We start from the raw sequence: 23,952 nt of genomic DNA on the forward strand, positions 1-23,952 counted from the left end.
GTGATGTGATCAAGTTGCTTTTATTGACTCTTAAGCTTTTGTTTTTGCATGCTCTGGCACCAAAGTGCAGCAAGACAGGCGGAGGCGAGTACCCAAGAGTAGACGAGTGTGAAGCCGCTGATGTTGTCATATTGAGTGCTGATATCGAGTAATATGCCACAAAGGCTGCTGGCGAAAGCGTTACCGCAGCCGTATCCTACCATGCCTAAGCTGACGATAAGGGCGCTCTGTTTACTATCGACATAATTGCTAATGTGGCTGGCGATTAACCCCCAGACAGGAAAGTACAAGAAAGCAAAAATGCTGGCACAAGCCCAGAGTATCCAAAGTTTGGCGTCCCACAATAAGAGAAGTATGCAGGCCGCAAAGCTTAGTAAGGTGAGTTTAATCACTTGGATAATGCCAAACTTATCTGCAAGTGCGCCTATGATAATGCCACCGACTATGCCTGCCACGCCTATCATGGTCCAAATCGACCCAGTCTGACTTGAATCCCCTTTGAGTACATCCACAATAAAAGGTGATAAAAAGGTTAAAAAAGGCCCTGAAATAAAGCCAATAAAGGCACTTAAAAGCACGGCTTGTAGGGCAACAGGGTGAGATTTAAGAATGGTTTTTGGGTTGATACTTGGCTTTTGATAGCTTTGCTCTTGGGCTTCTTCTTTTGGTTTAGGCAGGTAGATAAAGGATAAAAGCGCAATGGCGGCTGTGATAGCAGCGCATACAAACCAAAAAACTTGCAGGCTCAACTCAGGTAAAAATAAGGCGATTAAAATGCCGTTTAAAGTAATGGCAAAAGCCGCGCCAGATGAGGCTAATCCTAAAATACGGTTTCGAAACTTAAGCGGAATGATATCGCTTGATAGGGCAACAATGGCGTTCCAGTTAGCAACAGCACAACCTGATACAAAAGCAAGGCAAATGGCGAAGCCTAATGCCCAAGGAGAGAGTACGGCTAATGCGAGTAAGACAGGGCTAATCCCTATGGTGAATAAGAAGAGTTTATAGCCGCCTAGTTTTGTCAGGAGTACGCCACTGATCAATGAGGTCAGCATATAGGCAATAAAAAGTAGGGCTGAGATGAAAGACGCCGTGCTATAGCTAAGCTGAAATAAGTCTCTTACTTCGGGTAAAAGGGCAGAATACAAAAACATGCTAAAGCCATGGGTTACGGCGCTACAGGCCGTCAAGATTAGGCTAATCAAAATCAGCGAACGGGGCTTAGTGTGGGCGCTTGCTACCTGCAAAATACTGTCCTGAAAATATCAACTTATACGTTATATCAGCAAAAATGAGGCAGCATGCCTATCTCTTGAGTGTTTGACAATAGGTGTGTCGTATAACTTTTAGTTACTGACGTATTTGGTTTATGGGAGGTAAAAAAAAAGCAAGTCCAGTTAATTTATCAATGGGGATAGGGAGTGTAGAATCCATTGAAAATCGAGGGAGTTGGACTTGCCATTAAAAGAACGCGTTTAAATTAGAATGTGTTTCAATATCAGTGTTTTTATGACTGAGATGTCACCGCGTAGGCCACCACTTCACATAACATCTCTTCTCTTGCTAAACCTGCCACTATCATGGCTGCACGGTTTGGGTAAGGTGCTGTAAAGTACTCCGCATAAACCTTGTTAAATACTGGAAGTTGAGATCTATCGGTAACATAGATAAGTACTTGAGTGACATGGTCCATCGTCAATTCAGCTGCTTCTATCGTGTGCTTTAGGTTGTCCATTGTTTGGCGTGCTTGAGCTTCGATACCGCCTTCAACGACTTTACCTTCTTGATCTATTGGAATTTGAGCTGTCGATAGTTGCCCGTTAGCAATGACTGCCCATTCAAGTGGTGCTTTTGATGCGAAAAGGTCTGTTTTAACGGGGGTTTTGATTGGCTGAGCCATGGTCTTGGTGTGTCCTATGTGTTTTCAATAAATAGTGAACTCTGAAAACTGCAGAGTTTGCACCTAGAAAGGGAGCCGAGGCTCCCTTCTATTCATTGCTGTGCTTGTTATTGCCCTACCCAAAGGGCAAGGCTAGGCTCTCATAATTAGCTAATAGGCTATAAACCTTGTTCGTCTGCCATCTTCTTCGCAATTTGTGGTGCAGTCCAAAGTGACGGTAGTAGTACCAAAGAAACCGGTACGGCTGTAATCACAATGAAAGATTGCAAGGCAGAAATACCACCAGAACCAATCGAGATAAGTAGCGCTGCAACAACACCCATCATGATGCCCCAAAACACACGGATAGAACTCTGTGGTTGGTCCGTACCTGTCATAACCATGGATACGGCATAGGTCATAGAGTCACCTGTTGTTGCTACAAAGATAGTCGTCAAAATCAGGAACAAGACAGAGATCATGAAGCCCATCGGCAACTGTTCTGTGATAGCCAATAGTGCTGCTGGTAGGTTGAAACCTGTAAAAGGTTCAGAGATAACACCTGGGTTTGCAATTTCAAAGGCTAAACCACTACCACCAACGATGGTGAACCAGAATGTTGTGATGATTGGCGCAACCACTGAGATCAATAGCACCATTTGACGAATAGTACGACCACGTGAAATACGTGCAACAAACATGGCCATAAGCGGACCGTAACCTAGGAACCAGCCCCAGAAGAATACTGTCCACCAGTCTAACCAACCAGGACTTGCACGGAAGGTTGCCATTGGGATGAACTTATCAAGGTAGATACCAAAAGAATGTAGGTAACTATCAATGATGAAAGCAGTGGGTCCAAACAAGAGAATGAAAGCGATCAGAACAACAGCAAGAATCACGTTGGCACGACTTAGAATCTGAATGCCTTTAGTCACACCACTTACCGCTGAAAGGGTATAGATACCAATCAAAGAAAGTAGGATAACAAGCTGAGTGGTGTAGGTATCAGGAATACCAAATAGTTTTTCTAAACCAAAGCTAACCTGTAGGCCTAGGAAACCGATTGGGCCAACGGTTCCGGCGACTACAGCAAGTACACAACTTGCATCAACGATAGCGCCGAATGGTCCTGTCATTACCTTGTCACCAAACACAGGGTAAAGCAAAGTTCTTGGCTTAAGCGGTAAACCTTTTTCATAGTGTAGGTACATGAAAACGATACCGGTTAAGCTACCCAAGATTGCCCATGCGAGAAAACCCCAGTGCATAAAGCTTTGTGCTAATGCGTTGTAAGCCGCTTGCGCACCTTCTGCTTCACCAAATAATGGTGGTGCAGAGGTAAAGTGAGCCATAGGCTCTGCGGCTGCCCAAAATACACCGCCACCGGCAAGTAGGGTACACATGATGATTGAGATCCACTTAAAGGTGGAAATCTCAGGGGTTTTGATACCGCCAAGTACCACTGCACCAGAACGGCCAATGGCTAGAAATAAGCCGATAATGAAGGTCAACAACAACAATACTTGCCAGTAAGCACCAAATAATTTGGTGGAAACAGCAAAGGCTGAATTTACCCAAGCCGATACCATAGTGATGTCATATAGTGCTGCAATTACGAAGAGTGCTAAACCACCGCCACTGATGAAAAACACGGGTAGGTCGACCCCTGCTAATAAACCAGTGCCCTTGCTAGCTTGATTTGGCTGTAAGCCGTCGTGAGAAACTCTACTCATGGTAGTCTCCTGAAGGATATTTATTTTTTATATTTATTGGAATTATCCGGTGTTATCGAACACAGCATGTGATGTTCGATAACTTGGGTTACCTTTATGAGCCTTGGGGTGTTAATCCTTCGTCGAAGAATCGTAACCAGTTTTGGCCCATTATTTTTGCTACCTCAGTTTGGTTAAAGCCTCGATCAATCAGGCCTTTAGTGAGATTTGGGAAATCTCGGCTATCCCTAAACCAAGTGAGTGGTTCAGGCCAATCCGCATTGGATTTAGACCCTTCTCCGTAATCCTTCGTTTTTGACCAGCGACCATTTCGCATCCATTCAAGAATAGAAAGTGGCTGTTGCTGGCATAAATCAGTCCCTATACCAATATTGTCAATGCCCATTAAATCCGCTGTGTTAGCTATCATGTCGCAGAATTCATCAAGTCGGCAGTCTGAGCCATTCTTAAGGTGGAATGGATATAAACTGAAGCCTAATAACCCACCTGATTCGGCAAGGTTTTTAAGAACTAGATCTGACTTGTTGCGTTTTGCGTCATGAAAGCTCAGTGGATTAGCGTGAGAAATCACAATTGGGCGCTCTGATATTTCTATCGCATCAAGGGTGCTGCGTTCGCCGCTATGACTCATGTCGACTATCATGCCAACCCGGTTCATTTCCTTGATTGCTTGTTTACCAAAGCGGGTAACACCGCTATCGACTGCCTCATAACAACCGCAAGCCAGCAGACTTTGGTTGTTATAAGTGAGTTGCATGATCATAAGATTTAGCTCGCGCATTATCTCGATCATGGCAATGTCGTCTTCAATCGGTGAGCAATTCTGAGCACCAAACATAATGCCGACACGGCCTGTTTGTTTAGCGATTCGAATATCATCAGCACAGCGAACCGGCATAATTAGGTCAGGGTTACGCTCAAAATGAGTATTCCATTCACCAATACGCAATAGGGTTTCGCGAATTTGTTCATGGTAAACAATGGTCGCATGTACCATGGTGACACCACCTTCTTTAAGCTGTAAGAAGATGTTTCTGTCCCAATTTGAGTATTGCAAACCATCTATGACGATAAGATCCTGATGCATGATTCAGCCCTTTGTTATGCGCGCATATAAGTGGTTTTAACCACGGTGTAGAACTCTTTTGCGTAAGTTCCTTGCTCACGTGGACCAAAGCTTGAATCTTTACGTCCGCCAAATGGCACGTGGTAATCCGTACCTGCGGTTGGCAAGTTGATCATGGCGCAACCCGTTTTAGCATTGCGTTTGAAGTCGTTAGCGTATTTAAGAGAAGTTGTGCAAATACCACCTGTTAGACCAAAGTTTGTATCATTTAGTGTGTCTAGTGCTTCTGCGTAATCAGCCACCTTGATGATGCAAGCGATTGGCGCGAAAGCTTCTTCACGGTTGATTGTCATCTGGTTTGTTGTGTTAGTGAAAAGCGCTGGTTGCATGTAGTAACCATCTGCTTCTTCTGTCAGTACTTCACCACCGTATGCCAATTCGCCGCCTTCTTTCTTAGCAAGCTCAAGGTAAGATAGGTTTTGTTCCATTTGACGTGCATCCGCAACCGCACCAATGTGAACACCTTCTTTAAGCGGGTGACCCACAACCAATTTCTTCATGCGTTCAATCATTTTTGCAACGAATTCGTCGTGGATACCTTCTGTTACGATTAGACGTGAAGAGGCTGTACATTTTTGACCTGTACCACCGTAAGCACCGCCAACAGCGCATTCAACCGCATTATCAATGTCTGCATCGTCTAGAACGATCAGTGCATTTTTACTGCCCATTTCTAGTTGGCATTTGATTAGGTTTGCAGCCGTTGCAACAGCGACTTTACGGCCAGTTTCTAAAGAACCGGTGAAAGTCAGTGCATTGATATCTTTTGAGTGAATCAGCGTATCGCCTACTTCAGCACCAGGACCCATTACTAGGTTTACTGTGCCGGCAGGAAGACCTTGGCGAGAAATGATTTCAGTCAAAGCCCAAGCGCTTGCTGGTACTTGGTTAGCAGGTTTCCAAACAACTGAGTTACCATATGCAAGTGCTGGTGCAATTTTCCAAGCACCTGTTGCCGTTGGGAAGTTCCAAGGTGTGATGATACCTACCACCCCAACTGGTTCGCGGCGAGTTTCGATTTCAACACCTGGACGAACTGAGTCAGCTGTTTCGCCCATTTGACGAAGTACTTCAGCAGCATAATAGTGAAAGAACTGACCTGAACGGTAAGTCTCACCAGTGCCTTCTGCTAATGTTTTACCTTCTTCACGGGCTAGCAATTCACCTAGCTCGTCTTTACGTGCAATTAGCTCATCACCAATAGCCATCAAGACAGAGTATCTTTGTTCTAAACCGCTTTTTTCCCATTCAGCTTGACCTTGCTTAGCCGCTTCAATCGCTGCAAGTGTTTGCGCTTTATCTGCTTGAGCATAAGTACCAATGTTATCTTTGGTATCAGCTGGGCTAATGTTATCTATATTACTTTTGTTTCCATCAACCCATTCGCCGGCGATGTAATTACGAAAAACTGAATCGGACATGATCTACTCCTATGTGGTATTGGCATCATATTAGTCCCCATGCTTTAATAATAAAAATTAATAATTAATATTAAGTGATAAGGTTTTTTTATTATGATGCCAGAACTTAAAATTACTCAGTTACGCCATTTTGTTTGGGTTGCTGAGCTTAAAGGCTTTCATGTTGCGGCTGAGCGGGCCCATAGAACCCAGCCTGCGATTTCTTTATCGATAAAAGATTTGGAAAGTAAATTAGGGGAATCGGTTTTTGAAAAGCGTAAAACCAAGTCTGCCAAAGCTGAGTTGACACCATTTGGTGAATTGTTTTTACCTAAGGCAAAAGAACTTATTGCTCATCATGATCGAATTGCACAAGATATGATGCTAATGGCTGACCATAAAGCGGGGCATATCCGATTAGCTTCTGTTCCTTCTATAGCAAGCCAAGTGTTACCTGAGTTATTACTTGAATTTGTGGCAGATGCGACTGAATTGAATGTGAGTTTTTTTGACGATAACTCTGATGCTGTTCTTAAAATGGTGGAAAACCAGCAGGTAGATTTTGGTATTGCCAGTTTATTTCATGAGGAAGAGCACCCAGATAAAACCTTTCATGGAATTTGGGAAGATCAAATAGGTGTCGTATGCCCTAAAGATCACCCTTTAGCTGAGCTTAAAGGGATTCATTGGAGAACGCTTTTAGAGCATAGATTTATTAGTAATGGTACTTCACGCTTACTAGAAGATAGTGAAGCAAGCCCTTTACTTGGCCGCTCCCAGTTCTATATTTCTAATATGATTTCTTTAATTGCCATGCTTGAAGCGGGTGTTGGGATTACCACTTTACCTCGATATGCTTTCCCGAAAGAGAGCTCGACTTTGTGCTTTATTCCGCTAGATACACCTTTTGTGGTGCGTAAAATTGGTTTAGTACAGCTTAATAATAAGTCTTTATCACCTGCTGCGAGTGCCCTTGTTGATTTTATTTTGAGTAAGGCAAAGCACTAATTGGCTAGACTTGTTTGATATTGGTCAAAGAATTGAAAAGAGCTCACTTTTTTATAAATGGAGGAAAGCTAGTAAAAGTAATGGCTGGAGGTGTTTTGATTAGAAAAGCTTATCTAATGATATAGCTTTTTGATTTGATGGGAGAGGGCGCATGATCAATGATGAGACCATCAAGTGAACATGAATGTCTATTCACTAGGAAGACAATTTTCAATGACTAAAATAAGAGAGTGTTTGTCATGACCACGCCCGCCGCGATTGACTCCTCGTTAAGAGGAAATAATGCCTTGCCACTTAGGCCTATCGACCAGGTTATGGATTTGGAACGATTGGGAGCTATGCATCAAAGCCGATTAAGTTTTATGCGTATATTGGTTCGCCATGTGATGCGCGAGCGTTGGCAGATAAATATGACGACCATGTCTTTAAATGATGAAGGCTATGGAACGGCGATTTATGAAATTCAAACACCTCATGACCTGTTTAGCTTTGTCATCTTTTCTGATTATCTTTCTCCAGATGAACGAAATGATAGGGTAATCGCTTCAAAATGGGATCTCACAATGGCACTGGTTGCTGGTCAAGTGGATGAGGTTTACGTTGAAGGTTTACGCCAAAATGTCCCTAAACAAGAAGCGGGTCGAGTTGATTCCCGTGTTTTTGTCTTATCACGTGCTAATCGAAGCGCGCGTAACTTTGAATACGTTGTTGATCAATTAGCAAATGGCGGACAGCCAGACATTAATAAGATAGCCAAAGTGGGGTATCTCTACCGTACGACTGCTGTGTACGGCAGTGGTAAATTAGGCATGGCGGATTGGGAAAAGGTCTCGACTCGTTGGCCTGATTTTGCGCGACCTTTCTCGGCAGAAATGTTTGTCTGTTTTATGTTGAGAAACTTTAGCCTTTTCCAAGCGGGACATATTGCTGAAAGACGTTCGCCAGCAACTTATAACCCGATGAAACCTGAAATTAAGCGATATTTTGGTATCGGCAACTCAACGGGATTAGGTATGGCGCCTTATCTCATGAACCATCCTCTATTGATTAATCAATGGGTTGAAATGCGTGAACTTGCCTTAGCAAGAGTGAGACTGCTAGGGCTTTATGATGACAATGCAAAAGAGAAACTTGAGCGTTTAATCAGACGTGTACAAAGCCATATGTCTGAAACCGAAACAGAAGATGAATGGCAAAGTAAAAACAATGTGGCGGTTTTGGCTGATCTTGAGCTGCTCAAACTGCGTTTAGAGGCAGGACTTGATAGCTGGAATAGCTTAATCCTCTGGAGCGAAAGTGCTTGTTCTCTGCAAGGGCAAGAGTTATTTGTGTCTCTTCTACTTGAGCTTCATCCAGAGCTAGTGGATGACTTAGAAGGTTATCATGGTTCTGAAGAATTTTTAGATTTAGACCCTGTTATGCCAGTACAAACCCTGAAACAAGTGATAGAAACACGTTACGCTTGGGCGTTAAAAATTGATTTCAGTGAAAGTGGTTCAAGAGATATTTTTTGGTATCGCTCAGAAGAGAAGATGGAACCAAGGTTAGGTCAAGCTGCGACCGAAAAAGGGAAAGATAAACAAATGGCATTAGGTGTGGGTTATGCCGTACGTAAATGCTATGACCAATTGAGTGAATATATTAATGAATTCCCAGAACATTCAACCGCGCGTTTCATGGTTACTAAGCCAAAATTGAGAGGTATTGTTAGACGCATTCAAAGCATGAACCGCTGTGTTTACGGTGATATTCAGGCTAATTTGCTTGATAAAAATGTACTTCCTATGCATTTGCTAAGAGCTAAACTTGCCTTCTTTGGGGTGAGCAAATTTGATCCTAGGTCCAAACTTTGGGTGCGAAATACCATGTTTCAAGGCGCGCCCTTATTAGAAGATATTGGTACTAGTTTTAATGATGATTGGTTTATGCCATTGGCGCCAAAAGCAGAGGAGACTGTCTAATGCATGTTTCTATGAATGAGTTGAAAGCGGCTTTACGACGTTGCTTTGAAGCAGCTAACTATTTTGTTGGTAATTACGAAGATGCTGCCAACATGATCCTATGGTTAGAAAAACATGGTTTAAATGGTCTGCAAGAACTGCAAAGAACCTTGCCTTATATTAAAGAAGATAAATGTAAGGATATGAGTACCGTAATTTATGAAGACAGCACCTCTGCTACCATTGATAGCCATGGCCGTAGTGCGCTGAACTGTATTGCTTCTGCGGTTGATCTAGCCCATGCAAAGGCGCTTGAGTGTGGTATTGCGACTATCAGTGTACATAATTGTCATAATCGTAAGTTCATACTAAAAGCACTGACTGATTGTGGTCGTCGTGGGATCAGTGTGGTGGCTTACTGGCGTAATGGCTCTAATGTAGTGACTGAATATACGGCAGCGATAAATGCGGGCGCGCGTTATCCTTCTTTTAGTCAAGCGGTGACTAACCTTGAGAGCAACGAGCAAGACAAGCAAGCCTTAACCATTATTTGTAGCTCTCGAGTTGATTTAACCTCTTCTTTGCAAAACTCTAATGACCATAAAACTCGATTCCATATGAGTGCGAAAGAGATTGCTAAAGAAAAAGAAAAATCCATTGATAACGGCATTGAAATAGATAAATTGCTTTGGCAAGAAATAAATCAAATTGGAGCCGCGGTTTTAGTTGAGAACTCTGATGAGTCAAGACAAGGTGCTGGTGCTTAGTTCTTATTGCATGAGTTTTATTAAGAGAGAGGGCTAGATGCTCTCTCTTGCTTCTTTTGCTTATACTTCGATCGACTTTTTTTCTCTGCTTGTTGTGACCTTGGGTGTTCTCGTTCAAGCACGTGTCGGGATAGGTTTTGCTTTAATTAGTGCTCCTATTCTTTTTATTATTGATCCTGACTTTTTGCCTGGGCCTATATTGATTTTAGGCTTCCTGCTATCTCTACTTTTGTATATTAGTGAGAAACAAGGTTTATCATTGGCTCTAATTTTACCCGCAATCATTGCTCGATTTCCTGGCTCTTGGGCTGCTGTGCTCGTACTCGTTTATCTTCCAAGTTGGCTATTGAGCTTGATGCTTGGTTTGAGCCTTTTATGTGCTTCATTGGTTTCGCTTGCAAAAATATCCATTCCAGTAAATAGGGTTAATTTATTTTGCGCTGGTTTTATTTCGGGCTTTGCTGGCACTATCACATCCATTGGTGGACCCGCTATAGCGCTTATGTATCAAAATCAACCACCTGAACAAGCAAGACGGGCGCTGATTGGTTTTTTTCTGCTAGGGACCCCTATTTCAATTTTGTTGCTAATGACGTCTGGTTCAATCAGCTTAAATGCTTATGTATTGAGTATTAAAATGCTCCCTGGGGTCTTGGTTGGCTTTTTATGCTCTCGATACTCTGGCCTTTCTTCGCTTGTACCCAGTAAAACGGTATTAATATTACTATCAAGCATTTCTGCTCTCGTCATTATTCTCAAAGCGTTTATTAATTTATATCTTTTAGATACTTGAAGGATAATTTGAGACTGCCTATTTAATAAGTACCTTTCAGATCAATACTATATAAACTCTTTATATGACAAAAAGTAACACTTTTTAAACCTTCACACTTTTACTTTGAGTCTTAGCTGCTACGCTTAATTTACAGCTGGGGTGAATTGTTCATTGGCTATTATTCATAAGCTTAATTACTTGGTTTAGATGTCTATCTTTATAAATAATTAGTTGAATGGATATATTAAAAATGCATTCTATACTGCCTCAATATAGATATTCAAAAAGTGTTTAATTTATTGTTGTATTAATAATATGGACTTATTTTAAAACTTAATAAAATCAATTTCTTAACATGATTTTGAGACTGAAGTTTTGAAATTCAAAGGAGGTTCCATGGATAGGGCAAAGGTACTATTTGGTGTGATTTTAGCACTGGTAGTCGGAGGTATTCTAGCCTCATTTGGATATGCATATATAGCCGTTGTTGCTAGTGTGTTCATCTCATCAATTACAATGAAGCTATTCATAAAGCCAGATCACACAAGTTCCCCTGAACCTACAGAGTTAGAAAAAACGATTGATTATGACGTTGCACCAATGACCGGTACTGAAGATTCTATGCTTGGATTGGTGCAGGAGATTCATCCAGTACTACAAGAGTGTCAAACCAATTTAGATAACATTTTTGAAACTCAAAAAGGAGCCGTTGAGTTACTGACTGAATCTTTTGCAGACTTTAATCGCTTAATGGAAGAAGAGAATGAATGTATAGAAACATTAATAAAAGTCGGTAAAAGTGAAGAAAATGAAGATGAACAGTATAGTAGTGCAATGAAGCTATTTGCCGATAATACTGGTAAAACCCTTTCCAAATTTATTAATACAACCGTTGAAATGTCAGCCTCTTCGATGGAATTACTCCAAAAAGTAAACACCATAGCGGAGGAATTGCCCCTTGTTGTTTCTGCTCTAAAAGATATTGATCAAATTTCGTCTCAGACAAACTTATTAGCTTTGAATGCAGCTATTGAAGCGGCGAGGGCGGGGGAAGCTGGAAGAGGTTTTGCAGTTGTTGCTGATGAAGTTAGAGCATTATCAAACCGTTCTTCGGGGTTTAGTGAATCCATTCAATCAAAAATAAATAGTATTTGTACACGTATTGAAGATTTGTCTGAAGGGGTGAGGGTACTTGCTTCCCAAGATGTTACCTACATTATGGATTCAAAGCGTTACATGCAGGATGCGCTTAAAAAAATTATTGAAAAAGCTGAATCAGATGAAGAGGTTACTGAACGATTAGATGGAATATCTTCTCGTTTGGAGGAATCTATCCATAATGCAATTAGGGCACTTCAGTTTGATGATATTAATAGTCAAAATATTATATTCACGAATGAGACATTAGCTTTCTTATCTAAAGAACTAGATGGTTTAAACTTTAATGATTTTGAGTCTGTAAAAAATGATTTACAGCTTTATTCAGAAAAAATAAAAGCAAGACAAGATACTGCGAGAAACCCTGTTTCATCCACAGATATTGAAAGTGGTGAAATTGATTTATTTTAATGATTAATAAGTGAGTCTTTTATGGATAATGTAAATATAATTTCACTACCTGATAAATTTGATTTTAGTTTTCATAAAGAATTTACTAGGCGATATGATGATTCAATTTTAAATACCGATGTTGCGGAAATTGTATTGGATTTTAGCCGAGTTAATTATTTAGATAGCTCGGCTTTAGGTATGATGGTGCTACTCTATAGAAAAGCTCAGGCATGTAATAAGAGAGTATCTGTTAAAAATGTTTCAGGAAAGACAGCTGAAATTCTTAAAATGGCTAACTTTCAAAAATTATACGCCTTTGAATGAGTAATAAAAAATGAACAATTTAATCGTTAAGTTATTACTCGTTAGTAATGATTATGTTGTCGATTCTATGTTATCTGAAATTTTTTCTAATAAAAATTTCGAAATTGATATTTTTAATACTTTCTCTGAGTCACAACTGAAATTGAAAACAAAAGAATATGCTTTGATTATTGTTAATGATGATATGTTGAGTGATGATTCATTATTCAAGTTTGTGTTAGAGAATTCCTCATTTTACCCCGTTATTATTATAAGCGATAAAGATGATGATATTTTTATTGAAAAGTATTTCAGAATAGGTGTGTCAGACTATTTTTTAAAACCTTTAAATTTAAGCTTATTTTGGAATAAGGTTAAAAAAATACTGGATGATAATACTTTAAGAGAAAAATCAAAAGAAGAGTCAAAACTTTTGGGTGAACTTATGCATCAGCATAAAGTTGAAGAGAGCATTGCTTATTATGTTTACAAACATATGATAGGCGAAGAAAATCGACCAGACTTTTTAAACTCTTATACTTTATCTGCAGACAGTTTTAGTGGGGATATTCAGCTTCATTCTCAAGGCCCTTCTGGTTCTCATTATATTTTATTAGCTGATGCAACTGGTCATGGGTTAGCAGCTGCAATCAGTGTTTTTCCCTTAGCATCTATCTTTAAGTCTATGATAAGTAAGGGACAATCAGCTGAAATGGTATTAGAAGAGCTTAACTCAAAGCTTGGGGATTATATTCCGCCTGACAGGTTTATTTCAGCAATTTTGATAGAAATTGATTTATATAGAAGAGAACTTAAAGTTTGGAACGGTGCAATGCCAACAGTTCTAATTTATTCTGAAAAAATGGAAAAAGTCGCTGAGATAGCATCTGAAAATATGGCATTGGGTATATTAGATGAAAAAGATTTTAACTCGGAATTAGAAATTATAGAGCTTCCTAAGAAAGGGCTGCTTTTTATGTATAGTGATGGACTGACAGAGCAATGCAATTGCTCTGGAGAAGAGTTTGGAGAAGATAGAGTTTTTAATAAAATTAGACATTCTGAAGTTAAATCTTTGGTGGAGGATGTTATGGAAGAGAATAATGAATTTAGAGGTAATGAATCCGTTCATGATGATATTTCTATCTGTGTGGTCGATTTTAATAAAATTTAAATAAATTATGAATTTATCGTGGAAATATATTAAATCTGAATCTAATCTTAATTATATGAGCTAGTTATAAATTAGATGTATTTTTATTTCGATGGAGTGAGATATGTATGAGCAATAATTTATTAATTGTTGATGATTCTGCCTCAGTCAGGCAAATGATAGAAGCGACACTAAAATCTGCAAGCTACAGTGTCACTTCTGCTAAGGATGGGAAAGAAGCATTAGACTTATGTAAAACAAAACGCTTTGATTTTGTTCTCACTGATCAAAATATGCCAAGAATGGATGGTTTGACTTTGATTAAATCATTACGTGCTTTGGATGCTTATAAACGCACTCCACTAATTATGTTAACAACAGAGGCTGGTGATGCAATGAAGGCGCAAGGTAAGGCGGTTGGAGCCACAGGTTGGATGGTAAAGCCTTTTGATCCCAAGCAGTTATTACAGGTTGTTGCTAAAGTTTTAAAATAAACAGGGATGTTTTATGACTATTGATATGAGTCAGTTTAATGATGTTTTCTTTGAAGAAAGCCAAGAACATCTGGATGAAATGGAGCACTTTTTAATGGATTTGGACTTAGATAATCCAGATCCAGAGGCATTGAATAGTGTCTTTAGAGCCGCTCATTCTATCAAAGGTGGTAGTGATATTTTTGGTTTCAAAGCATTAACTGGTTTAACTCATGTTATGGAAAATTTGCTTGATCGAGCACGCAAAGAAACCATTACATTGACGGTTTCTATTGTTGATCTCCTGTTAGAAATGATTGATGTTTTAAAGTCTATTCTTGATTCTTATCGTAATGATTTAGAAATTGATTGGGAGTTGGTTGGGTCGAGTACAAGGCGTTTAGAGGATGCTGTCAAATCAACGTCTGATGATAATCAAGAAGAGCCTGTTGATGAGGGGGATTTTGGCTTTTTTGAATCACCTATTATTAAAGAAGAAGTTGAAGCTTACGGCTTTTTCAATGATGAAAAGGGGTCAAAAGAAAGCGTTGATCAAGACGCTGGATTTGGTTTTTTTGAAGATAATGAAAAACCTGATAGTAAGCAAGATGAAGAAGCGTTTGGCTTTTTTGATACGTCAGAAGGTGAGGCTGAAACGACTAATAATGAGCAGCTTCTTGCTAAAGAGAAACAAGAAGAAGTGGCTAACCCTAAACAAAATGGTGAACTAGAAAAATCAAAACAAGAGACTGAGAGTAAAAAATTAGTAGAAATTAAATCTGCAAAGCCTAAATCTAAAAGAGCCGCAAAACCCCCTGAAGCAAATACGGAATCTTCAACCATCAGAGTAGAAACTTCTAAGGTTGATACTTTGGTTAATCTTGTTGGAGAGCTAGTTATCACTCAATCTATGTTAACTATGATTGAAGAAGAAGTTGATGAGCAAGTTAGCGAAAAAATGTTAATTGCTTTAGTTGAGCTAGAACGAAATACAAGAGAAATACAAGAAGCAGTTATGTCTATCAGAATGCTGCCAATTTCATTTGTATTTAATCGGTTCCCTCGGTTAGTTAGGGATTTATCAAGCAAATTAAATAAAAATGTTGAGCTTACACTTGAGGGTGCTAGCACTGAGATCGATAAAAGTTTGATTGAGAAACTAGCAGACCCCCTTACACATTTAGTTCGTAACAGTATTGATCACGGTATTGAATTACCTGCAGATAGAAAAGTATCAGGTAAAACTGAAAAAGGAAATATAACGCTGCAAGCTCAACAAAAAGGTGGGTCTATTCTAATCAGTATCATTGATGATGGTGCTGGGCTTAATCGCGAACGAATTTTAAATAAGGCAGAAGAAAACAATATTCCCCTTCAAAAAAATATCCAAGACACAGATGTTTGGAATCTAATTTTTGCTCCAGGCTTTTCTACTGCTGCTGAGGTGACAGATGTATCTGGTCGTGGTGTCGGTATGGACGTTGTAAGGCGAAATATCGAATCTTTAGGAGGTCGAATTGAAATTGAGTCTCATGCTGGAGTCGGTACATCTTTTCATATTCATTTACCTTTAACCTTGGCAATTGTTGATGGAATGACAGTCGATGTTGCAGGGGAAATTTTCGTCGTACCTTTAATTAATATCATTGAATCAATTCAGCCAGATCAAAATCAAATTCGCTTAATTAAAAATGAACCTCTGCTTTGGGTTCGTGGAGAGTATTGGCCCATTATTCCTTTAGGGCAGTGCTTGTCAGTTCAAAATGCAATTGAAGATCCTTCAAAAGGTATTGTTGTGTTGGTGGAAAGTGCAAAAAAACGTTTTGGCCTACTTGTTGATGATCTTGTTGGTCAACAACAAGTTGTTATTAAAAGTTTAGAAAGGCATTACAGGCGAGTTCCTGGAGTTGCTGGAGCAACAATTATGGGAGATGGTAGCGTCGCGATGATCCTTGATGTTGAGTCGCTTTCTAACTCGGTCACTTCTCAAGAGTATGTGCAACAGGCGGAAGCAATATGAGCCAAGCTTCAGATGAAAAAGATAATATTATTATTGATGGGCAAGAGTTTCTTACATTTATTCTAGGTGATGAGCATTACGCTCTAGACATAATGACAGTTAAAGAAATTCGTGGCTATGAGGCCGTGACCAAAATTGCAAACGCTCCACCATTTATAAAAGGGGTGCTAAATCTTCGTGGTGATATTGTACCTATTATAGATCTAAGAATTAAGTTTGAAGTGGGTGAAGTAACTTATGACGATTTTACCATAGTAATTATGCTCAATATTGCTAACCGAGTAGTTGGTATTGTTGTTGATGGTGTGTCAGATGTCATTAATTTATCAATGAATGATATTAAACCTGCACCTGAGTTTGGTGTTGCTTTTGATAGTGAATATTTACATGGATTAGCAAGATTAGAAGACCAAATGGTTATTTTAGTAAATATTGAAGCATTAATCTCAAGTGATGAACTTGGCTTATACGAAAGTAATCGTGATCAAGATGTTAGGGAGAATACGAATGAGCTGGCTTAATAATTTTAAGTTATCGGTAAAAATGCTGTCTTTGGGTTTGTTAGCCCTAGTTGCAATTATGTTGCCTACTGGCTTTTTAATTAATACTGAACTTGGGTTGATTGATTTTCTAGAAAGAGAACAAGCAGGTATTGAACCAATAAGAAAAGTAATGGTGCTGGAAAGTTACATTCAAGAGCATAGAGGTGCAAGTACAATTTATTTAACTGATCCTACAGCTAGTAAACGAGATATAGACTCGAGAGCTGAAAATGTCATTAATCACATGTCATCACTTGCACCTTATTTTAGAGATGTTATGCCTGGAGACCCTGTCAATGACAGGATTTTATCTTTAGCAGAAAGGTTTGCAAATTTAAAGTCTGAAGTGAGAGATGGTGCCATTTCAAAAAAAGAGTCTTTTTCTGTTCATACTAAGTTAATTTCTGAAATCAGTTCAAAAATAATACCAAGTATTTCGGAGTACTTTTATCTTAGATATGACCCTACACCAGAAACATACCATTTAGTTATTGCATCCAATGATGATCTTCCAAAAGTATTGGAAGGGATAGCAAGGCTTCGAGGTTTAGGTGCTGGAGCTCTGTCTGCTGGAAGCGTTGATTTTGAACAAATAGGTATGATTCATGTTGCTATTGATAGTGTTACAGAAACATTTAGTGCTTTAAAACATAATATTGATGTATCAATTGAGTCATCAGAAGATGAAGAAGTTCATGCTCTTAAAGATGAGATTTTAGTGCTTAATAGAGAGTTTATTGAATTTTCAGAGTTGATTGAGCATGAAATTTTTCAGAAGCAGATATTCACTTATTCCTCTGCTCAATACTTTGATGAGGCTAGTCGTATAGTTGCTGATTTTCAGCTTTTTTCTGATCATGCGAATAGTGTTTTAGAAAAAAGGCTTGGTGAAAAGGTGGTAGAAGCAAAATGGATCCTTTATGAGGCATCATTGTTTATCGGTGTGCTTATTTTACTGAGCTTTGTATTAGGCGTTGCAATCGTAAGGTCTGTTATTCAAGGTGTTGATGACGCTGTAAACACTTCAAAAAATATTGCAAAAAGCATATTTGATCATCACTTAGATTTAACAAGAAAAGATGAATTCGGTATGTTGTACGGCTCATTAGCTAGTATGGCTGAGCAGTTAAAAGTCGCTGAAAAAGAAGCTAAAAGTAACTTTGCTATTAAGCAAGCAATTGATAATAGTGCTACTGCTTTCATGATGACTGATTCGGAAAATAAGCTGTTCTATGTTAATCAGACAACTATAGATTTATTTAAAGATTCTCAGGAAGATATTAGAAAGTGGGAACCAGAGTTTGATGTTAATACTCTTACTGGTTTGTCTCTAGCTAAGTTAGCAAGCCCTGAGAATACGGGAGAGTTTGTTTCAGTTTTCAATGCTATGACAAGCAATTTGGAAGTGCAAAGTAATATAGGTGCTAGAACCTTTAACCTAAATGCAAACCCGGTATTAGATCAAGAAGGAGCTAGAATTGGTGCTTGCATTGAGTGGGATGATATTACTCAAGCACTGATCACCCAAGAAGAAACCGCCAGAACAATGGCATCTCTAAACTGTACCACGACTAATATCATGATCGCGGATGCGGATAGAAACATATGTTATATGAATGACAGTGTTATTAGTATGCTCCAAGAGTCTGAATCTGACTTGCGAGCAGTATTACCTCATTTTAATGTCGCCACAGTGTTAGGTAGTAACATAGATATTTTCCATGCTAACCCTGCACATCAACAAAACTTATTGGAAAAACTACAAACTAGTTATACCTCACAAATAAAAGTAGGTAGAAGGCATTATCGTTTAATAGCTAACCCCATTGTTTCTGAAGAAGGTACACGTCTAGGCTCTGTTGTTGAGTGGCTTGACCGTACACTAGAAGTTGAAGCTGAAGAAGAGATTGCTATGTTGGTTTCTGCTGCTGTAGACGGGAATTTCTCTGAACGAGCGAGCACTGATAACAAGTCTGATTTCATGTTATCAATGGCAGAAGGGTTGAATAAGCTCTTAGAAACCGCGGATGTTGGGCTAAATGATGTTTCTAGAGTGTTATTGGCTCTTTCAGAAGGTGATTTAACTCAAAAAATTGATGCTGACTATAAAGGGACTTTTGATCAACTTAAGAATTACTCAAACCAAACAACCGAAAGTTTAGCTCGAATTATTGGTGAAATCAGAACGGCTGCAGATACGATTAATACAGCCTCGGCTGAAATTGCTCAAGGTAATGCGGATCTTTCTAATCGAACTGAACAGCAAGCTGCAAGCTTAGAAGAAACCGCATCTAGTATGGAGGAGCTGACGGGTACGGTGAGATTAAATGCTGATAATGCTAAACAAGCTAACTCCCTTGCATCTAAGGCATCTGAAGTTGCAGTTGATGGAGGCGACCTTATTCAACAAGTTGTACATACCATGGCGTCAATTAATGAGTCTTCACAAAAGATTTCCGACATTATTGGTGTAATTGATGGAATTGCTTTTCAAACAAATATTTTGGCACTTAATGCTGCAGTTGAGGCTGCAAGAGCTGGCGAACAAGGAAGAGGGTTTGCCGTTGTCGCATCTGAAGTGCGTACTTTAGCGCAGCGTTCGGCGAATGCTGCAAAAGATATAAAAGCATTGATTTCAGACTCTGTGAATAAAATTACGGATGGGAATGCGCTTGTTGGTAGATCTGGCGACACTATGAAAGAAATCGTGACTTCGATTAAAAGTGTTAATGACATTATGTCTGAAATTGCTGCGGCATCAGCAGAGCAGTCTGCAGGAATTGATGAAATAGGTAAGGCTGTAACCCAAATGGATTCTATGACACAGCAAAATGCAGCATTAGTAGAAGAGGCGGCAGCTTCGGCTGAAAGCATGCAGAGTCAAGCTGATCAGTTGACTTCTCGAGTGGCAACCTTTCGCCTGACAGATACTCCTGATGAAGACATCCAAGAAATCTCGAAGCCAGTTAAAAGAATTTCGACCAAACCAGAAGTAACAAAACGAATTGCTCCGACTGTAGTACATAGCCAGCAAACAGAAGATGAATGGGAAGAGTTTTAATTGTTGAAATTAATCAAGGATGATAAACATGAGTTCTTATATACCAATGAGGACTTTAAAAGAGTTAGATTATTTTTAAATAAACTAACGGGAATAAACTTGGCCGAAAGCAAGGATGCTATGGTCTATAGTCGCTTAGTAAGACGTGTTAGGGCATTAAATTTAAATAGTATTGGAGAGTATTTAGAATTCGTTGATGCTAATGCTAATGAAGAACAAAATTTCATTAATGCACTCACAACCAATTTAACATCTTTTTTTCGTGAAGAGCATCATTTTGACGTATTGAAGGATTATGTATTATCCAACTCTGAGGTTAAGCGTATTTGGTGTGCTGCATCAAGCACAGGTGAAGAGCCATATTCTATTGCAATTAGTTTAGTTGAAGCCTTAGGTAAATTTGATACACATATTGAAATTATTGCATCAGATATAGATAGCAATGTATTGGAGACGGCTAAGCAAGGAATCTATCATGAATCTAGGATTCAGTCGTTAAGCCTAGATAGAAAAAAACGCTTTTTTAAAAAAGGGGTTGGTTCAAATCGAGGCTTTGTAAGGGTGGCACCTGAATTAAGAGAGATGGTCTCATTTCGAAAGATAAATTTGCTGGATAGTCAGTGGCCAGTCGAAATGCCTGTAAATATTATCTTTTGTCGTAATGTGATGATTTATTTCAATCGAGAAATGCAAGAAGCCTTGTTAACAAGAATGGTTAGGTTGCTAAAAAAAGATGGTTTATATATCGCTGGACACTCGGAAAACTTCTCTGCTTTTTCGCATGTGGTAAAGCCTTTCGGTAAAACTACTTATAAACCTGCGTAGGGAGTGGACTTGAATGTCGTTTGATTTTGATAATGTTCATGTTGCAACCCATCAGTTTTACGATAGTTACTTTAATGAAAATGCAATCAAAGTATTACCTGGTGAGTATTTTGCAACCAAAGAAAGGAAACTCATTGTAACAGTATTGGGATCCTGTGTTTCTGTCTGCCTTAGAGACCCTATTACTGGAGTAGGTGGAATGAATCATTTTTTGCTACCAAAGGATGAAAGAGGTAGTCCTGATTTGGTAGCCGCCTCTGCTCGCTATGGTGTTTACGCAATGGAGATTCTGATTAACCATCTTTTGAAACTTGGAGCAAGAAAAGAAAACTTACAAGCAAAAATCTTTGGCGGGGCTAATGTCTTACCTGGTATGCCTAATTCGACTGTTGGAACAAAAAACTCTGAATTTGTTAGGCTTTATTTATCTAAAGAGCATATTGAAATCTATAGTAGTGACCTTCAAGGCGCTCAACCACGAAAGGTTTTTTTCTTTACCGACAGCGGTAAGGTTCTTATAAAAAAACTAAAAACTGCTCATATCGCTCCACTGGTCAATCGAGAAACGATTTATCAATCAGATATATCGGATCATACGCGAGCTGGTGATATTGACTTATTTTAGTTAACTCTCATTGAAAGGATTTCTATGAAAATTAAAGTATTAGTCGTAGATGATTCTGCTTTGATTCGCAGTCTAATGACAGAAATAATTAATAAATCACATGATATTGAGCTGGTTGGAACAGCAAAAGATGCTTTTGTTGCTAGGGATTTAGTAAACAAGTTTGCACCTGATGTGATTACTCTTGATATTGAGATGCCAAAAGTAGATGGATTAACATTCTTAAGCCGACTTATGAAGGCTAGGCCGACACCTGTCATTATGATGTCTACGCTTACTCAAGAAGGAGCGGATGCGACATTTAAATCATTGGAGCTTGGAGCAGTAGATTTTATCGCCAAACCAAGTTTTGATGTTGTGAACGGAATCAATCAATACTCAGAGCTCATCGTAGATAAAATTAAAACGGCTTATCAAGCAAATGTTAGGCGTAAAAGACATCACCCAAAACCTGCTGCAAACTTAGTTAATTCAAAAAAAGCGACGAAAATTATTGCTATCGGAGCTTCTACTGGAGGAACTGAAGCAATTCGAGAGCTTTTAGAAGGCTTCCCTGAAAATTCACCGGGCATTGTAATTACTCAACATTTACCTTCTGGTTTTACCCAATCATATGCAAATCGTTTAAATAAGCTCACTAAACTCAGTGTTTTCGAAGCTAGAGGTGGTGAAGTGATTCAACCAGGAATGGCTTTTTTAGCGCCAGGTGGCAAACATCTTACTGTTATTAAGTCAGGTGGGAACTATATCACTCAACTAGATGACTCTGAAAAGGTGTGTGGTCATAAACCTTCTGTAGACTTAATGTTTAATTCATTAGCTGAGTTTGGTATGGATAATATAATGGCTATATTATTAACTGGAATGGGGAAAGACGGCGCCCAAGGGATGAAAAAAATATATAAAAATGGTGGCTATACCATTGCGCAAAATGAAGAGACTTGTGTGGTATTCGGCATGCCACGTGAAGCAATAAAGATACAAGCAGTAAGCAGTGTATTACCACTCGAAGATATAAGTAATGCAGTATTTAATTAGAATTGGTTGCGGGAGCAGGATTCGAACCTACTGCCTTCGGGTTATGAGCCCGACGAGCTACCAGACTGCTTCATCCCGCGACGAATGAGGCAATATAAATATTAATTGGTTGCGGGAGCAGGATTCGAACCTACGGCCTTCGGGTTATGAGCCCGACGAGCTACCAGACTGCTCCATCCCGCGACGAATGAGGCAATATAAATATTAATTGGTTGCGGGAGCAGGATTCGAACCTACGGCCTTCGGGTTATGAGCCCGACGAGCTACCAGACTGCTCCATCCCGCGACAAATAATAGATATTGAGTTCTGTTTTAGTATGGTTGCGGGAGCAGGATTCGAACCTACGGCCTTCGGGTTATGAGCCCGACGAGCTACCAGACTGCTCCATCCCGCGACTAATACAGATTTTTTAAATTTGGTTGCGGGAGCAGGATTCGAACCTACGGCCTTCGGGTTATGAGCCCGACGAGCTACCAGACTGCTCCATCCCGCGACAAATTTAAGGCGTTGATCCAATTAGTAAAAAAATTGGTTGCGGGAGCAGGATTCGAACCTACGGCCTTCGGGTTATGAGCCCGACGAGCTACCAGACTGCTCCATCCCGCGTCAACGAGGTGCGTATTATAGGGAGGGCTTAATGAGAGTCAAGAGATATTTCGCAATGCATGAATATTTATTACTTTTCGACCTCTATGAGCTTTGAATGAGCCAAGCTGACAATAATAAACTCATATCGGTAATTTTTATTAGTGGTCTGTACTTCATCGCTGTACTTCTTTGTTTCGCCCTACCATACCTTTATCAATGACTTAACAGAATGCTTAGGCTCAATTCGGTGTTAACTATATAAAGTTACAATTATTAAAAGTGTGACAATTCACATTTTAAGTAATGCTCTTGAAAGCGAGTGGGGGGAGAGTTTGATATAGGAGCTTGATTTTCATGGAATGTTGCCTTATTAAAACTAAGGTGAATATTATTTACTCCATTCTTAAATCAGTTATAAAGTGCTGAGTTAATGAATTGATTAAATATTTATTGCTTTGTTTGTTTCTTTAGTTCGTTGATCTAAGTTGCCCTTTAAAAAACGAAATGAACCAGATTTATGTTCTGTTGTCTGAAAAGCATCCATTAAAGGCTTAGACAGAGTTTAGGGTATCATTACTGGGACTCACGCATTTTAAACGCCATATACAGTTAGAGATAAGCCTTAGTCATCTTCCAATTAAATCTCACAATCACTGAGATGTATTATTAAAGGTAATTCGATGTTTAATCAAAGTAAATTACAGGCTATTAAAGAAGCCATAGTGTCTGAAAGTGAAGCGCTGCCAGGACGTAATGAAGCAATGAAAATTACAGCAGTACATGCTGTAAATAATCAAGATATGAAAAGAGCGCTAACGAGTAATGAAGAGCGTGTCGTTTTAGGTATGGGATGCTTCTGGGGAGCAGAAAGAAAGTTATGGAATACGCCAGGAGTAATAGTAACCTCTGTTGGCTATGCTGGTGGATATACATTAAACCCAACTTATGAAGAAGTTTGTACTGGAGCAACCGGGCACACAGAAGTAGTAAATGTGATTTTTGACCGCGAACAAACTAGCTTAGATGAAGTGTTGAGAGTGTTTTGGGAAAATCATAATCCCGTCCAAGGAATGAAGCAGGGAAACGATGTAGGTACACAATATCGTTCTGCTATCTATATTACTGATGAGTCGCAGCAAGA

Annotated in this window: 20 protein-coding genes and 6 tRNA genes; 15 read left to right on the top strand and 11 right to left on the bottom strand. The window is 39.3% G+C overall.

Annotated features, from left to right (window positions below; all coding sequences use genetic code 11):
• Positions 1–20: 20 nt before the first annotated feature.
• The 5 genes from MED121_RS11135 to MED121_RS11155 form a co-directional block, all read right to left on the bottom strand.
• Positions 21–1,247 carry an MFS transporter gene (locus MED121_RS11135; RefSeq protein WP_131470985.1) on the bottom strand — a complete coding sequence of 409 codons (1,227 nt, stop codon included), beginning with the start codon at positions 1,245–1,247 and terminating at the stop codon, positions 21–23.
• 260 nt (positions 1,248–1,507) lie between these two features.
• Complete coding sequence (locus MED121_RS11140; protein ID WP_036180273.1) at positions 1,508–1,888, bottom strand: RidA family protein; 381 nt, start codon at positions 1,886–1,888, stop codon at positions 1,508–1,510.
• A gap of 170 nt (positions 1,889–2,058) precedes the next feature.
• Positions 2,059–3,615, bottom strand: coding sequence for a BCCT family transporter (locus MED121_RS11145; protein WP_009833799.1), 1,557 nt, complete (start codon positions 3,613–3,615; stop codon positions 2,059–2,061).
• 94 nt (positions 3,616–3,709) lie between these two features.
• A complete protein-coding gene (locus MED121_RS11150; protein WP_009833800.1) occupies positions 3,710–4,702 on the bottom strand; it encodes a dipeptidase in 993 nt (330 codons plus the stop codon).
• Positions 4,703–4,716: 14 nt separating this feature from the next.
• Positions 4,717–6,162 carry an aldehyde dehydrogenase family protein gene (locus MED121_RS11155; protein ID WP_009833801.1) on the bottom strand — a complete coding sequence of 482 codons (1,446 nt, stop codon included), beginning with the start codon at positions 6,160–6,162 and terminating at the stop codon, positions 4,717–4,719.
• 93 nt (positions 6,163–6,255) lie between these two features.
• Here MED121_RS11155 and MED121_RS11160 point away from each other — a divergent pair, with 93 nt between their 5' ends.
• From MED121_RS11160 to MED121_RS11225, 14 genes are all read left to right on the top strand, one after another.
• On the top strand, positions 6,256–7,149 hold the full coding sequence (locus tag MED121_RS11160; protein ID WP_009833802.1) for a LysR family transcriptional regulator: 894 nt from the start codon (positions 6,256–6,258) through the stop codon (positions 7,147–7,149).
• 239 nt (positions 7,150–7,388) lie between these two features.
• Positions 7,389–9,110, top strand: coding sequence for a hypothetical protein (locus MED121_RS11165; RefSeq protein WP_009833803.1), 1,722 nt, complete (start codon positions 7,389–7,391; stop codon positions 9,108–9,110).
• Positions 9,110–9,856 carry a DUF3726 domain-containing protein gene (locus MED121_RS11170; RefSeq protein ID WP_009833804.1) on the top strand — a complete coding sequence of 249 codons (747 nt, stop codon included), beginning with the start codon at positions 9,110–9,112 and terminating at the stop codon, positions 9,854–9,856. The genes MED121_RS11165 and MED121_RS11170 overlap by 1 nt, the downstream gene beginning before the upstream one ends.
• A 37-nt stretch (positions 9,857–9,893) precedes the next feature.
• Complete coding sequence (locus tag MED121_RS11175) at positions 9,894–10,649, top strand: TSUP family transporter (RefSeq protein ID WP_009833805.1); 756 nt, start codon at positions 9,894–9,896, stop codon at positions 10,647–10,649.
• Between the two features lie 378 nt (positions 10,650–11,027).
• Positions 11,028–12,200: a methyl-accepting chemotaxis protein gene (locus tag MED121_RS11180; RefSeq protein ID WP_009833806.1), complete on the top strand. Its 1,173-nt coding sequence runs from the start codon at positions 11,028–11,030 to the stop codon at positions 12,198–12,200.
• A 21-nt stretch (positions 12,201–12,221) separates the two neighbouring features.
• The gene (locus tag MED121_RS11185) at positions 12,222–12,506 is read left to right on the top strand and encodes an STAS domain-containing protein (RefSeq protein WP_009833807.1); all 285 of its coding nucleotides are present in this window, start codon (positions 12,222–12,224) and stop codon (positions 12,504–12,506) included.
• 10 nt (positions 12,507–12,516) lie between these two features.
• Entirely contained in the window at positions 12,517–13,659 is a 1,143-nt protein-coding gene (locus MED121_RS11190) for a fused response regulator/phosphatase (protein ID WP_009833808.1), read from the top strand.
• 107 nt (positions 13,660–13,766) lie between these two features.
• Positions 13,767–14,132 (top strand): response regulator, encoded by a 366-nt coding sequence (locus MED121_RS11195; protein WP_009833809.1) that lies wholly within the window; start codon positions 13,767–13,769, stop codon positions 14,130–14,132.
• A 13-nt stretch (positions 14,133–14,145) separates the two neighbouring features.
• Positions 14,146–16,131: a chemotaxis protein CheW gene (locus MED121_RS11200; RefSeq protein ID WP_009833810.1), complete on the top strand. Its 1,986-nt coding sequence runs from the start codon at positions 14,146–14,148 to the stop codon at positions 16,129–16,131.
• A complete protein-coding gene (locus MED121_RS11205) occupies positions 16,128–16,652 on the top strand; it encodes a chemotaxis protein CheW (protein ID WP_009833811.1) in 525 nt (174 codons plus the stop codon). Before MED121_RS11200 ends, MED121_RS11205 begins: the two co-directional genes overlap by 4 nt.
• Complete coding sequence (locus MED121_RS24730; RefSeq protein ID WP_009833812.1) at positions 16,639–19,734, top strand: methyl-accepting chemotaxis protein; 3,096 nt, start codon at positions 16,639–16,641, stop codon at positions 19,732–19,734. The genes MED121_RS11205 and MED121_RS24730 overlap by 14 nt, the downstream gene beginning before the upstream one ends.
• Positions 19,735–20,559 (top strand): CheR family methyltransferase, encoded by an 825-nt coding sequence (locus tag MED121_RS11215; RefSeq protein WP_009833813.1) that lies wholly within the window; start codon positions 19,735–19,737, stop codon positions 20,557–20,559.
• Positions 20,560–20,572: 13 nt separating this feature from the next.
• Complete coding sequence (cheD, locus tag MED121_RS11220) at positions 20,573–21,184, top strand: chemoreceptor glutamine deamidase CheD (RefSeq protein WP_009833814.1); 612 nt, start codon at positions 20,573–20,575, stop codon at positions 21,182–21,184.
• Positions 21,185–21,208: 24 nt separating this feature from the next.
• Positions 21,209–22,222, top strand: coding sequence for a chemotaxis response regulator protein-glutamate methylesterase (locus tag MED121_RS11225; protein ID WP_009833815.1), 1,014 nt, complete (start codon positions 21,209–21,211; stop codon positions 22,220–22,222).
• A 3-nt stretch (positions 22,223–22,225) separates the two neighbouring features.
• On the opposite strand, the gene MED121_RS11230 is transcribed toward MED121_RS11225, so the two are convergent.
• From MED121_RS11230 to MED121_RS11255, 6 genes are all read right to left on the bottom strand, one after another.
• Positions 22,226–22,302 (bottom strand) — tRNA-Met (locus MED121_RS11230).
• A gap of 26 nt (positions 22,303–22,328) precedes the next feature.
• Positions 22,329–22,405: transfer RNA gene (locus MED121_RS11235), tRNA-Met, on the bottom strand.
• A 26-nt stretch (positions 22,406–22,431) separates the two neighbouring features.
• Positions 22,432–22,508 (bottom strand) — tRNA-Met (locus tag MED121_RS11240).
• A gap of 32 nt (positions 22,509–22,540) precedes the next feature.
• Positions 22,541–22,617: transfer RNA gene (locus MED121_RS11245), tRNA-Met, on the bottom strand.
• Positions 22,618–22,639: 22 nt separating this feature from the next.
• Positions 22,640–22,716 (bottom strand) — tRNA-Met (locus MED121_RS11250).
• 36 nt (positions 22,717–22,752) lie between these two features.
• Positions 22,753–22,829: transfer RNA gene (locus MED121_RS11255), tRNA-Met, on the bottom strand.
• 662 nt (positions 22,830–23,491) lie between these two features.
• Between MED121_RS11255 and msrA the strand changes: the two genes are divergently transcribed.
• The coding region (gene msrA, locus MED121_RS11260; RefSeq protein ID WP_009833817.1) for a peptide-methionine (S)-S-oxide reductase MsrA at positions 23,492–23,952 on the top strand (461 nt) is incomplete at its 3' end.

The organism is Marinomonas sp. MED121 (assembly GCF_000153025.1).
GTDB lineage: Bacteria > Pseudomonadota > Gammaproteobacteria > Pseudomonadales > Marinomonadaceae > Marinomonas.